The following is a 12,610-nucleotide window of genomic DNA, read 5'->3' on the forward strand; positions in this document are numbered from 1 at the left end:
GAGAGGGGGTGGCCGCCGTGGGCGCTCTCCCCCCGGTGTTCATCGAGTTCCTGGGCAAGACCACCGGCGTCAGCACCGCGGTGCGCGGCGTCAAGACGGAGCTGGCCACCGTGGACGCCGAGGGCGCCGGCTCCTTCAAGAAGACCGGCATGCTCGGCAAGGCCGCGATCCTGGGCCTGGGCGTCGCCGCGGGCGAGGTTGCGCGCCGCACCGTGCAGATGGCCGGCGACTTCCAGCAGCAGATGACCCGCGTGCGCACCGGCGCGGGCGAGGCAGCCAACAACATGAAGCTCGTCTCCAGCGGCGTGCTGGCCATGGCCGGGCAGGTCGGCCAATCCACGTCCGAGCTGACCGCCGGCCTCTACATGACCGAGTCCGCGTCCTACCACGGCACCGCGGCGCTGAACGTGCTGCGGACCGCGGCGGAGGGCGCGAAGGTCGGCAACGCGGACCTGAAGACCACCACCGACGCGGTCACCACCGCGATGAACGCCTACAAGTCCGGGGCGGCCTCGGTCGTCCCGACGATGAACGCGCTGATCGCAACGGAGTCCGAGGGCAAGACGAACCTCGAAGACCTCGCCGGGTCGATGAGCAGCATCCTGCCGACGGCGGCTGCCGCCAAGGTCGGCCTCAACGAGATTCTCGGCGCGATGGCCACGATGACCGCGCAGGGCACCCCCGCGCGCGTCGCGGCGACCTACCTGCGGCAGACCATCGGCCAGCTGTCCAACCCCACGGCGAGGGCCGCCGACGAGATGAAGAACCTGGGCCTGTCCTCCGTGCAGGTCGCCCAGGAACTGGGCACCAAGGGCCTAGCGGCGACCCTGACGACGCTGACCGACGCGATCCAGGCGCACATGGGCCCGGCCGGAACCGTGATCATCCAGCACCTGCGCGGCGCGGCGAAGTCGGCGACGGACTTCCAGAAGGTTCTGGCGAACCTGCCGCCCACGCAGCAGACGTACATCGGCTCGCTGGCCACGATGGTCGGCGGCACCAAGAGCATGATGGCCGCGCTGCAGCTGACCGGCCCGCACATGGCCGACTTCCAGCGCAACACCGCCGGCGTCGCCGAGCACGTCCGCGCCGGCGGGAAGTCCGTCGAGGGCTGGGCGGACGTCCAGAAGAACTTCAACCAGAAGACCGCCGAGGCCAAGGCCAGCCTGCAGGCGATGGGCATCCAGATCGGGCAGATCCTGATGCCCTATGTCCAGGCGATGGTGAGCGCGCTCGCCAAGGGCGCGACCTGGCTCACCCAGCACGCGATGGCCGCGAAGATCGCCGCTGGGATCATCGGCGGCATCCTCGTCTTCGCTCTGATCGCAGCGACCGCAGCGCTGGTCGACATGGCGATCGCCGCCGCCGCGAACCCGATGACGTGGATCGTGCTGGGCATTGTCCTGCTGATCGCTGAACTCGTGCTGCTGGCGATGCACTGGCGGCAGGTCTGGGACGGCATCAAGGCCGTCGCGTCCTCGGTCGGGAAGTGGCTGTCCGGCGCGTGGGACGACATCGCCTCGCACACAACCGCGATCTGGAACTCGATCGTCAACTCGGTCATGGGGGCGTGGCGGTCGGTCGCGGGGTTCTTCGTCTCGGCCTGGCACATGGTGGCCGATCCGGTCGTCGGTGCGTGGAACCGCATCTGGGCGACCACCACAGCCGTGTTCGACGCGATCAGCGGGTGGTTCCGTAAGTGGTGGCCCCTCCTCTTCGTGATCTTCTTCCCGTTCATCGCGGGCCTGGTCGCGCTGTGGAACCACTTCCACGAGCAGGTCTTCAGTGTGGCCCGTTCGGTGTGGAGCGCGATCTCCGCGTTCTTGTCCGCGCTGTGGGCCGGGATCCAGGTGGTGGCGGGCGTCGTGTGGGCGGCGATCCGCATCACGATCATCACGCCGATGCAGCAGGTCTACGGCCTGCTGAAGTCGCTGTGGACCACCGCCGCGCACTGGCTGTCCGCCCTGTGGTCGGGCATCTACGGCACGGCCAGCAGCCTCTTCACCTCGATCAAGAAGGCGATGACCGGGCCGCTGTCCGCGGCCTGGGGCCTGATCAAGACGCTGATGGGCAGCATCAAGTCCACGATCTCCAGCCAGCTCAACGGCGCCTACAACGCGGTGACCGGCATCGGCGGCAAGTTCGAGCAGATCGGCCGGGACATCGTGATGGGCATCGTCCACGGCGTCGAGGGCTCCGGCGGGCAGCTGAAGTCCGAACTGGGCAACCTCGCCCACGACGCCCTGTCGTCGGCGAAGTCCTTCCTCGGCATCAACAGCCCGTCGAAGCTGTTCGCCGACCACGTCGGGTCAGCGATCCCCGAGGGCATCGCGCTCGGGGTGGCCACGAACGCGCACCTGGCGCACACCGCGATCACCGACATGGCCGGCGGCACCGTCACCGCGTTCTCCCAGGCCCTGGAGATCAACAGCCCCAGCAAGAAGTTCCGGGCACTGGGCGCCTACGTGGTGGCCGGTCTGGTCGGCGGCCTGACCGGCACCGAGTCCCAGGTCAAGGCAGCCGGACGACGGATCGCCGAGTCGCTCTACACGGACTTCGGCACCCACCAGCGGGCCCTGCAGAACGCCGTCGCCCGCGACAACTCCCAGCTGCTCGCACTGGCCCGGCACCGCGACGGCGTCGCCGACCAGCTCAAGGGAGCGCAGAAGAAGCTCGCCGACCTGCAGAAGTCCTGGGCGTCGGAGAAGGCCAGCGTCGCATCCGGGATCATGCAGTCCGCCAGCATCATCACCGCCAGCCCCGAGGAGGGCCGGGGCGTGAACGCGGGCGATGTCCTGGCGCAGATGCAGCAGCGCGTCCAGGCGGCGCAGCAGTTCGCCGCCGAGCTGGACGACTTGCGCAAGAAGGGCCTGCGCTCCGACCTGATTCAGCAGCTCGCAACCGCGGGCGTCGACCAGGCCGGTGCGACGGCCCTGGCGCTGGACGGCGGCTCCAAGAGCCAGATCGCGGCGATGAACCAGATGCAGGCGTCCCTGCAGGGCGCCGCGAACAACACCGGGGCCGCGGTCGCGAACAGCATGTACGGGGCGGGCATCCAGTCGGCGAAGGGCCTGATCAGGGGCTTGCAGTCGCAGGAGGCCGCGATCGAGGCGCAGATGCTGCGGATCGCCCAATCCATGCAGGCGGCGATCAAGAAGGCGCTCGGGATTCGCTCGCCTTCGCGGGTGTTCGCGGACCTCGGCCAGTTCATCCCGCAGGGCCTCGCCCAGGGCATCGCAGCCGGCACGCACCACGCCACCGCCGCGGTCACCGCGATGGGCGGCGCGGTCGCCGGCCAGGGCTTGGGCATCGGAGCGCTGGGCGTCACCGGCGGCCGTCCGTCCGTCACCTACAACATCACCGTGCCGGTGGCCGGGCATGTCACGACCGACCGGCAGCTGGTCGGCGCCATCCAGGAGGGGCTGCTCGACCTCGGCTCACGCAACCCGGCCACCTACCCGTCCTACGTCCGATAGGAGGCCCACGTGGCACTGAATCCGAACTGGCCGCTGATCGAGACCGCGTGGGGCCCGTACTGGGACGCCAACGGCGGCGAGATCCCCCCGGACCGCTACGTCGAGGTGAAGACGATCGGGCAGTTCGCGACCGGCCGCGGCCGGCAGTACCAGCTCGACCAGGTACAGGCCGGCACCTGCTCGATGGTCCTGCCCAACCAGGACGGCTCCCTGGACCCCGACAACACGGCCGGCCCCTACGCGGGGCGGATCAAGCCCTTCCAGCCGATCCGGCGGCGCGCCCAGTGGCCGCCCACCATCAACCTCCTCACCCAGGCCCAGGCCACCGGCGGCGACGTCGGCGGCCAGCCGCTCGGCGTCATCGACGGCAGCGACACCGGGCCGCGGATCCTCACCGACACCGACGGCACCGGCGGCAGCTTCGTCGCCTCCGGCACGGCCTGGCAGGGCGCTACCGTCGCCCAGTTCGCCGTGTCCAGCACGGCCGTCGCCGCGCAGTGGATCTGCTACACCGCACAGCCCGGCGTGCTACCCGGCCAGGCATACACGGTGCAGCTCCGCGTCCGGAACGTCACCCCGGGCACCACCGTGCAGGTCGCCGCCGGGTTCCGGACCCGCACGGCGACCGACGCCGCGGCGACCACCGCGGTGGGCAGCACGGCGTCGCTGGTCGGATCGGCGACCGCGGCGTGGACGCAGATCACCCTCACCGCGACCGCGGCCGCCACCTCGGCCGCGCTGTTCACCGGCGTGCAGATCGTCACCGCGCCCGGGGCGACCGCGCAGGTGCAGGTCGACGGGTGGCAGCTGGAGAAGGGCAGCAGTGCGTCCGCGTGGGTGCAGCCCGGCGTCTGGTCCCCGGTCATGAGCCAGTTCGTGGAGAAGTGGCCGGCGACCTGGCTCGACGGCGGGACCCGCGGCGTAGTCCAGCCCACCGGAGTGGACTCCTTCGCGCTCCTGTCGCAGTTCACGCTCCCGGACCCGCTGACCGCAGAAATCCAGTCCCACAGCCCCCGCTTCCTGTTCCGCCTTGACGACCCCGCGGGCAGCACGACCGTCGCCGACGCGACGGGCACCTACACTCCCGCCCCGGTCGCGCACGGGAAGTACGGCGCCGGCACGGTCACCTTCGGCACGAGCGTCACCGCCACCGACACCGTGAACGGAGTCTTCGCCGGATCAGCAGGTCCCGTGATGCACGTCCAGAACGCCAGCCCGGCAACGAACCTCCTGGCCGCAGCCTCATTCATCGCGCTGGACGCCGTCGGCATCAAAGGGCCGGCCCTCGCCGGAAGCTGGACGCGCGTCTTGGCTTTCCGGTACACCGGTCCAGCCACGCGCACGCAAAGCACCATCATGTGGAGCTGCTTCGACGCCCAGCGGCCAGTCATCGGCAACACCCTGGAATGGCTGATCGCACCCGACGGCACCTTCCAGATCGTCTCCGCAGGCCCCGTAGCGGGAAGCGGCCAGCACTCCAAAGCCGTTCCGGAGGTAGAGGCCGATGACGGCAACTGGCACATCGGCATGGTCGCCTACGACGCGGCGGCGGACGGCCTGATCGTCCGGCTGGACGGCTATGCGCACACCTTCTCCAACGTCGTGGGGAGCGGAAACTGGCCCACGCTCCTCGTCTCGGATGCCCTCGGTAACTACGTCGACCGGACCAACGGCGGTGGCACCGTATTCAACTGGGCGGGAGATCTCAGTTTCTGCGCCGAATTCCCTGTGGCCTTCACCCTTACGGACTGCGACAACCTGTACTCCGCTTGGAAACAGGCGTGCGCCGGGGAATCCACCGACGCCCGATACCGGCGGATCCTGCGCTACTCCGGGTACGGCGGCGCGACACGCCTGCAGGCTGGGCAGACAACCGACATGGGCCCGGCGGCCTTCGCCGGGCAGGACGCGCTCACAGCCCTGCAGGGCTGTGTCGACACCGAGGGCGGCGCGCACTTCGTGGACGCCGCCGGCACCGTGACGTTCCAGGCCCGCACCGCCCGGTACAACCAGCTCGTCCCGACCGTCGTGTTCGGCGAGCGCTCCGACCTGGGCGAGTACCCCTATGAGGACTGCCAGCCGGACTTCGACTCCACTCACCTGGGCGGCATCGCCCAGGTCACCCAGGACGGCACCGGGCAGGTCTTCACCGCCACCGACAGCGCCTCGGTGAAGTCGTACTTCCCCCGCACACTGACCCGCACGGTCAACGCGGTGGACCCGCTGGAATGCCAGGACGCGGCGAACTACATCAAGAGCCGATACGCGCAGCCCTCGACGCGCGTGGCCGCACTCAAGCTGCACCCGAGCGCGTACCCGGCGCTGTGGCCGGTCTGCCTGTCCCTTGAGCAGGGCGTGCGGGTGCGGGTGATGCGCCGGCCGCTGGGAGCCCCCGCCATCCAGATCGAGTGCTTCGTGGAGAAGCTCGACTGGACGCAGGACGACAAGGGCGAGGCCGTCCTGATCCTGCAGTGCTCCCGCGCGGACACCCTCGTCTACGGCCGCTTCGCCGCCTGGCACACCACGCTGTCGGCCGGCGCGGCGATCGGCGCGACGAGCATCACCGTGAAGAACAGCCAGGACAACACCAACCCCCTTTCCAGCCAGCTGGCCGCCGGCCAGCAACTGATCCTCGGGTTCGGCGGCAGCGTCCCGGAGCCCGTGACAGTGCTGTCCGTCGGCGCCACCGCACCGGGCTGGACGACCGCGGTCATCAACCTGACCGCGCCCACGATCCACACCCACACCACCGGCGGCGTCGTGTGCGAGCCCATGCCGGCCGGTGTGACCGACCCAGCGGCGTTCGACGCCGTGTCCGCGTTCGACGCCGTCACCTTCGCCTACTGAGGAGGCCGCCGTGGGGCGCACCGTCCCCTCCCCGCCCACCGAGACCCCGGGCATCTACCAGACCTCGGCGCTGTGGAACGCCCAGGTGAGGGATCTCAACAACTTCGCCCTGGGCGCGCCCGTCTTCGCCGGGTACGCCTCCTCTAGCCAGTCGATCCCCGGCTCGAACGCCATGACGGCGCTGACGCTGGACACCGAGCGCTTCGACCTCGACGGCGGCCACTCCACGGTCACCAACACCAGCCGGTACACCGCGACCGTGCCCGGCACGTACTTCGTGATCGCCACCGTCGGCTGGTCGGCGAACGCGACCGGCGACCGGCGCCTGCAGGTCGGCCTCAACGGCGCCGCGGTCATCGGGAGCGGCGTGAGCTTCGACCCCTCGCAGGTCGTCCTGTGCGGCATGCAGACGTCCGCCTTCGTCACCATGAACGGCAGCACCGACTACGTCGAGGCGATGGCCGCGCACACCGCCGGAACCACCCTGAGCACCACCGGCGGCGGCGTCTTCGCGCCCAGCCTGTGCGTCCTGTGGATCAGCCGCTGACCCCCAACCGGAAGTGAGTCCACGGTGAGCGACACCAGCACCCTGACGCAGTACGAGATCACCGGGAACCTCGGCGGCGACGCCTTCAACTTCATGCTGACCGACCCGGCCCTGACCGACGAAGCCGCGCTGGCCATCGCCCACGCGCTGCGCACCGTGGAGTTGCCCGTCGGGATGCCCCGCAGCGTCAGCTGCTTCAAGGCCGTGCAGAACACGGTCATGACGGCCGCGAACCTCGCGGACCCGGAGCCGATCTTCGCCTGACCTTCCCCTCACCCGCCCCGCCCTCGCGCCGCCTGGCCCGGGGGCTTCGCCATGCCCGAGGAGGGCACATGGCCGACGTCTCGTTCGCCGTAGACGTGTCCAACAACCAGGCCAGCCACCAGCCCTGGCGGTCCTTCGGCGCCCACCTGGGCTTCGCCAAGGCGTCCGAGGGCCAGCACAGCCACGACGACTGGTTCCCCCGGCACATCGCCGACGTCAAGGCAGGCGGCCTGATTCCCGGCGGCTACCACTTCGCCTGGCCGAACCAGCCCGCCGTCCTGGAGGCCGCGAACTACGCCTCCGCGGTCCGCACGGCCGCCAGCAACTCGCTGTTCGTCCACGCGCTCGACCTGGAGCGCTACCCCGACGGCGCCCGCAACTACGCCGGCGTCACCTCGGCCCAGGTCCGGCAGTACGCGCACGACTGGATCGCCGCGGTGAAGCGCTCGTTCCCCGGCCAGAAGGTCGGGATCTACACCAGCGGCGACGACATCGCCGCCGGGCACCTACCCGGCAACGAGGACTTCCTCTGGTACCCGGCGTACCCGGTGCAGGGACGTTCCTTCGCCCAAGCCGCCACCGCCGCGCGCCCGGCGCCGTCCGGGCACGCCGTGTGGGGCTGGCAGTTCGCCTCCGTGCCGCGCGACCAGACCGTCATCTACCAGTCCCCGGCCGCGCTGCGCGCGTGGGCCGGCGGCACCCCGACCGTCCAGGAGGACGACTCCATGCCCACGGCAGCCGAGATCGCGGAAGCGGTCTACCAGCGGTTCACCCAGACCGGCGCCGTGTTCGGCCCGATCGACAACCCCACCACCACCGACGACAAGACCGTCGGGCCGCGCCCGCTGTTCTGGGAGATCGGCAAGGACGCCTTCCAGGCGAACTCCGCCTCGCAGAAGGGCCTCGCCCAGATCGGCGCGCTCCTGGGCGTGGTCACGCAGCTGCTCGCCGCGGTGAAGGACGGCAGCGTCCTCACCCCCGAGCAGGCCGAGGCCGCCGCCGTGGCCGGCGCGGACGCCGCGCTGGACAAGCTCGGCCAGACCCTGTCCAACACCCTGAAGGAGAACTGACCATGAGCGACATCGGACTGCCGTCCGTCGGCACCATCGAGAAGCAGGCCGCGAGCTACGGCAAGGATCTGCTGGAGCGGGTGCTGACCTCCGCGCTCGGCGGCTTCGTCGCCGGCCTGGTCGTCACCGAACCCCTCAACGGCAGCATGTGGTACACCGCCGCGACCGCCGGGGCCGCGGCCGGCGTCTCCGTCCTGAAGGGCCTGTTCGCCCGCCTGGTCGGCGACCCGAACTCGGCGAGCCTGACCAAGGGGGTGTGACGTGCGGGCCGCGGTGCGGGCGGTCGGCGGGCTGCGGCCCGCAGCCCTAGCCGTGCTCGGCGTCGGCTGGATCGTCTACGGCCGGAGCATCAGCACCGACCCGACCTACGGCCGGTCCCGGGGACTGGCCGGGATCACCCGGTACGTGCCGCTGTCCGACCTCGGCTGGGTGTGGGTCGCGGCCGGCGCGGTCGCCATCCTCGCCGGCCTGGGCCGACGCATGCGCTACCAGGCACCGGGGTTCGCCGCCCTGGCGGCGCCCGCGGTGCTGTGGGGCATCACCTACGCCCGCACGGCCATCACCGGCGGCTACCCGTCCGCCAGCGGTTCTGCTGCCGCGTGGCTGGCCTTCGCCGCCTTCGTGGTCCTGACCGCGGGCATGGCCGAACCAGCCTGGGTGGTGGCCGCACTGTACGAGAAGAGGGGGGAGCCCCGTGATTGACCTGGGCGCGCTCGGGACCGCGGCCGCCACGCTGCTGGGGGGAACAGCGGCGTGGCGGCAGTCCCGCAGGTCGAGCTTCACGACCATCACCCGGCGGCTCGACAAGGAGCTGTCGCACGAACGGGAGCAGCGCCAGCTCCTGGCGCGCGCCTACGTGGACCTGCGCCGGTGGGCCGCCACGATTCAGCCGGGCGCGGCCGGGCCGCCGCCCGAGCCGCCGGAAGAACTCGAACTCCTGCCCTGGCAGTGAACAGCCCCCGCCTTGTCCTTCGGGACGGGGCGGGGGCTTTCGTCATTACTGGCCACCTCAACCCATCTCGCGCCTGTAGTGTCTGCCGCCAATCGCCTGGGAGGGGAATGCCGTGGGGCTGAAGGAGTGGGCGCACAAGCGCATGACAAAGGGCGCGATAGCAGCGCGGGAACGCGGAGACACGGTGTACGTCCACCAACTCCACAACGTGCAGCCAGCCGTGATCGCCCGATGGGTCACCAAGATCGAGGGCGAGGGCTGGAGGCTGGAGCATCAGCAGCAGACTCAGGGCCCGGGAATGGCCAAGGCGGCACTGCGATGGACGCTGACCTTCCGTCGCGTCGACACTACGGCGGAACTGCCCGGCGCGGACGTGTGAGAACAACCGTTATAAAATAACGCCCATTCTCACACCCGCTCTGACCAGCATGGTTAACCGCTGCGGTTAGGCATGCCGGGCCTTGTCGGACCCGGGGCGTAGCGTGGCGGCATCCCATCCACGTGGGCAGTGCGGTGGAACGCCCCCGTCAACAGCACGGCGGGGGCTCACCGCAAGGCATCGATCGCCCGGACTATGAGCGCGCGAGCATCGGCGCCGTACACCGCCATCTTCCGCAGCTGCTCGAAGGCCCGCACGTAGCGGCCGACCTCGTTCGTCTGCGTGATCCGGACCCTGGCGGTCACCAGCTCGACGGAGACGAGCCGGTCGTCGTAGATGTGGAAGGTCTCTCGCGGCCACTGGCTGCGTTCCGCGGTGTCCTTCGGGATGATCCCCAGCGAGACGGCGGGCAGCGCGCCGGCGGTGAGCAGGAACCCGAGCTGTGCGGCCATGGCGTCTTCCGTGCCCATCTGGTGGTAGAGCACGCCTTCCTCGACGACCAGGAGGAAGCGGCGCCCCGCCTCGTAGATGATGCGGGAGCGATCCACGCGGGCCTGCGCGGCGGCTCCGCTGTCGTCCGTGGGAAGCCCCTGGAACTCGGCGCTGAGGCGAAGAATGGCCCCCGCGTAGCCCTCGGTCTGGAGAAGGCCGGGCACGAGCGATGAGGAGTAGACCCGGAACAGCGCCGTCTCCCGGAACAGCCGGCCGTAGCTGTCCTGCAGCTCACGCAGGCCCCGACGGGTCTCGTCGCGCCACTCGGCATACATGGATGCTGCGTGGAGCGACTGCGTGATCAGGTCGTCGACCAGGGCGTCGGCGCCGGTGGCCCGGCACCACGCCCGGATGTCTTTCGTCGACGGCGCGGTCCGGGCGTTCTCGATGCGGCTGGTCTTGGCGTGTGACCAGCCGCACCGGTCGGCCAGCTCGACCACGGTCCAGCCCGCGCCCTTGCGCAGGTCTCGCAGCCGCCGGGCGACTGCGGCGCGCGCTGCTTGGGCGGAGGATGAGGGCGATGCGGGCATGACCGACCGGTGTTCTGGCTCAGCGGATTGTGTACTGGGCGTGCGGGATGGCGCGCTGCCAGACGGCCTCGAAGGCGTCGGCGCACAGCTTGGCCGCGGCCGGGTCGTCGCTGATCTCGCCGCCTGCGGACTGCCCGTCGCCGGTGAAGTGGTTCCACCGGATCAGCGTGCTGTCGATGAGCCAGAAGTCATTGCCAGGCAGCGCAATCGTGCTCGCCTGCCGGCGCGGCAGCCACCGCACCTGCTCGCCCGCGGCGACGTTGGTGAACGTCCCGGAGTGCTCGTACCGGATGTACTCGCTGACCGGCTCGGACACGATGCGGGCGCGGCGAACGGTGACGCCGCGGGCGACGGTCCGCTCGATCAGGTCGAGCCAGGGCCGCCACCACGACGCCTGGTCTGCCGGGCTCAGCTGGCGGCCGGCCTTCCAGTCGGCGAACGGGCCGGCCTCGTAGTCGACGGCGTAGGCGTCGCGCATCTCGAGGTGCACGGCGGAGTGCTGTGCGCCGTCGAGCAACTCGTCAAAGCTGGGCACGTTCGAGGGCATCGCACGCCTCCCTGATCATCTGGGCCATCCTGGCGGGGATCCGCACCACGGCCTCGTGGTCCGGGATTCCGACGGCGTGCCCTGGAACTTCGAATGCCGCGCAGGCCGCTTCGGTCTGTGCGTCCGGCTTCCAGCCCTGGAAGACGAGTTCGCGCTTCTCCTGGTCGATCCACACCGTGGGGCTCTCGCCGTCTCCGGTCTGGGGGTCGATTCCGATGAACTCTAACGACATGTCAGCCTCCGATCGCGGGGCGTGCACTTCTGTGCACCACGGTCACCGGGCTGATGGACACCGTCAAGAGGGCCGCCAGGTCCGCGACGTGGCCCGATGCCTACTCGTGTACAAATCTGCACACGGCTCACGCTGCTGCACATCGGGCCCCTAGCGTCGATAGGCACGGAAATGCCCCGCGACCGCGCCACACGGTCCGGGGATTGGCCACGCCAGCGAGGGGCGCAGCATGGAGCAGACTACCCATCCCGGCCTGACAATCCGAGTCCGCCGGGTCAACGCCCGCGGCGAGGAAACGGAGTCCCGCCCGGCCGTCGCGATGCCCGCAGGAGCGCCGCTGGCGACCTCGGCATGGCCGCCGTGCCAGTGCAGGCTCCACGCCGGAGGCGGCACCGCCCGGCGCCCGGCGAGCGCCGAGTGACGCGCCCCGGGCGCGAGGCACCGCGGCACTGCCGCGAGGTGACCCTGCTACCGATCGCACTGGTCCTCGGCGCGATTGAGATGGAGCCCGACGCCGGGCTCTTCGGCATCCAGGACGTGCCGTCCTGCATGATCCAGGACCTCCACGTAGGGGCACACCACGGCCTGGTCGCCAGCGAGAAAGGCGACGACGCCGTCTGGGCCGTGTGGTCGGACGAGGGCACCGCGCACCTGCAGAGGCTGCTGGACTGCACCACATCGAGCGCGGACGACACCGAGGGCTGCGGCCTGTACGACCAGCACGAGGGCCGGCACACCTTCGAGTTGTACGACCCGCAGCGGGCCGCAGCCGAGGCGATCGTCGCGATGATGCCCCTCACCCAGAAGAAGCCGGCCGATTGACCGAACCGCCCCCAAGCGCCCCGTACCGATGTACCCCTTCGTCGCGGTGCGGCTGCAAGCGGAGCCCCGGCCCTCACCGGCTGGGGCTCCGTCGTGTTCGCCTAACGCCCGCCGGCTGCCTGCCAGTACGCGTCCCGGGCGGCTTCGTACTCCGGCTGAAGCGCGCGCTCGGCTTCGACAGCCTCGATCCAGTCGCCCGAGATCGTCGGTACATGTCCGCTGCCCAGCGCATGGGGCTTGCCCAGCGCTTCCTGCGTCCTCAGCGCCGCGTCCACGTACTGCCGCAGGAGCGTCTCGTACCGCTCTCGGAGCGTCTGCAGATCCTCTGTTGCCATGCGACTCCCCTTCCTTGATCGCCTACCCTTCGGGCCAGCAGGGGGCCAGCAGAGCCCTCTTGCGCCGCCAAAAAGGCTGCGGGCCCCAGCCCAGATGCGCTCTGAACTGGGGCCCGT

14 protein-coding genes are annotated in these 12,610 nt (G+C 70.4%); 10 read left to right on the top strand and 4 right to left on the bottom strand.

Annotated features, from left to right (window positions below; translation table 11 throughout):
• Window positions 1-17 precede the first annotated feature (17 nt).
• From V2S66_RS33045 to V2S66_RS33085, 9 genes are all read left to right on the top strand, one after another.
• On the top strand, window positions 18-3,476 hold the full coding sequence (locus V2S66_RS33045) for a phage tail tape measure protein (RefSeq protein WP_330800561.1): 3,459 nt from the start codon (window positions 18-20) through the stop codon (window positions 3,474-3,476).
• Between the two features lie 9 nt (window positions 3,477-3,485).
• Window positions 3,486-6,323: a hypothetical protein gene (locus tag V2S66_RS33050; protein WP_330800563.1), complete on the top strand. Its 2,838-nt coding sequence runs from the start codon at window positions 3,486-3,488 to the stop codon at window positions 6,321-6,323.
• Between the two features lie 10 nt (window positions 6,324-6,333).
• Window positions 6,334-6,870, top strand: a complete 537-nt coding sequence (locus V2S66_RS33055; RefSeq protein WP_330800565.1) for a hypothetical protein — start codon at window positions 6,334-6,336, stop codon at window positions 6,868-6,870.
• A 24-nt stretch (window positions 6,871-6,894) separates the two neighbouring features.
• Window positions 6,895-7,134: a hypothetical protein gene (locus tag V2S66_RS33060; RefSeq protein ID WP_330800567.1), complete on the top strand. Its 240-nt coding sequence runs from the start codon at window positions 6,895-6,897 to the stop codon at window positions 7,132-7,134.
• A gap of 68 nt (window positions 7,135-7,202) precedes the next feature.
• Complete coding sequence (locus V2S66_RS33065; RefSeq protein ID WP_330800569.1) at window positions 7,203-8,204, top strand: GH25 family lysozyme; 1,002 nt, start codon at window positions 7,203-7,205, stop codon at window positions 8,202-8,204.
• A gap of 2 nt (window positions 8,205-8,206) precedes the next feature.
• Complete coding sequence (locus V2S66_RS33070) at window positions 8,207-8,464, top strand: hypothetical protein (RefSeq protein WP_330800571.1); 258 nt, start codon at window positions 8,207-8,209, stop codon at window positions 8,462-8,464.
• A gap of 1 nt (window position 8,465) precedes the next feature.
• On the top strand, window positions 8,466-8,906 hold the full coding sequence (locus V2S66_RS33075) for a hypothetical protein (protein WP_330800573.1): 441 nt from the start codon (window positions 8,466-8,468) through the stop codon (window positions 8,904-8,906).
• Window positions 8,899-9,156 (top strand): hypothetical protein, encoded by a 258-nt coding sequence (locus V2S66_RS33080; protein ID WP_330800575.1) that lies wholly within the window; start codon window positions 8,899-8,901, stop codon window positions 9,154-9,156. The genes V2S66_RS33075 and V2S66_RS33080 overlap by 8 nt, the downstream gene beginning before the upstream one ends.
• A gap of 112 nt (window positions 9,157-9,268) precedes the next feature.
• On the top strand, window positions 9,269-9,535 hold the full coding sequence (locus V2S66_RS33085) for a hypothetical protein (RefSeq protein ID WP_330800577.1): 267 nt from the start codon (window positions 9,269-9,271) through the stop codon (window positions 9,533-9,535).
• 167 nt (window positions 9,536-9,702) lie between these two features.
• Here V2S66_RS33085 and V2S66_RS33090 read toward each other — a convergent pair whose 3' ends face one another.
• Genes V2S66_RS33090 through V2S66_RS33100 form a run of 3 tightly spaced genes read right to left on the bottom strand, consistent with a single transcriptional unit; the run spans window position 9,703 to window position 11,336 of the window.
• Window positions 9,703-10,557 (bottom strand): helix-turn-helix domain-containing protein, encoded by an 855-nt coding sequence (locus V2S66_RS33090; protein WP_330800578.1) that lies wholly within the window; start codon window positions 10,555-10,557, stop codon window positions 9,703-9,705.
• Window positions 10,558-10,576: 19 nt separating this feature from the next.
• Window positions 10,577-11,104, bottom strand: coding sequence for a DUF6879 family protein (locus V2S66_RS33095; protein ID WP_330800580.1), 528 nt, complete (start codon window positions 11,102-11,104; stop codon window positions 10,577-10,579).
• Entirely contained in the window at window positions 11,079-11,336 is a 258-nt protein-coding gene (locus tag V2S66_RS33100) for a hypothetical protein (RefSeq protein WP_330800582.1), read from the bottom strand. The genes V2S66_RS33095 and V2S66_RS33100 overlap by 26 nt, the downstream gene beginning before the upstream one ends.
• A 459-nt stretch (window positions 11,337-11,795) precedes the next feature.
• Between V2S66_RS33100 and V2S66_RS33105 the strand changes: the two genes are divergently transcribed.
• Window positions 11,796-12,158 carry a hypothetical protein gene (locus tag V2S66_RS33105; protein ID WP_330800584.1) on the top strand — a complete coding sequence of 121 codons (363 nt, stop codon included), beginning with the start codon at window positions 11,796-11,798 and terminating at the stop codon, window positions 12,156-12,158.
• Between the two features lie 101 nt (window positions 12,159-12,259).
• Here the strand turns inward: V2S66_RS33105 and V2S66_RS33110 are convergent, their stop codons facing one another.
• A complete protein-coding gene (locus V2S66_RS33110; protein ID WP_330800586.1) occupies window positions 12,260-12,493 on the bottom strand; it encodes a hypothetical protein in 234 nt (77 codons plus the stop codon).
• Between the last annotated feature and the right edge of the window lie 117 nt (window positions 12,494-12,610).

The sequence above is a fragment of the Actinacidiphila polyblastidii genome, from assembly GCF_036353415.1.
Classification (GTDB): Bacteria; Actinomycetota; Actinomycetes; order Streptomycetales; family Streptomycetaceae; genus Actinacidiphila; species Actinacidiphila polyblastidii.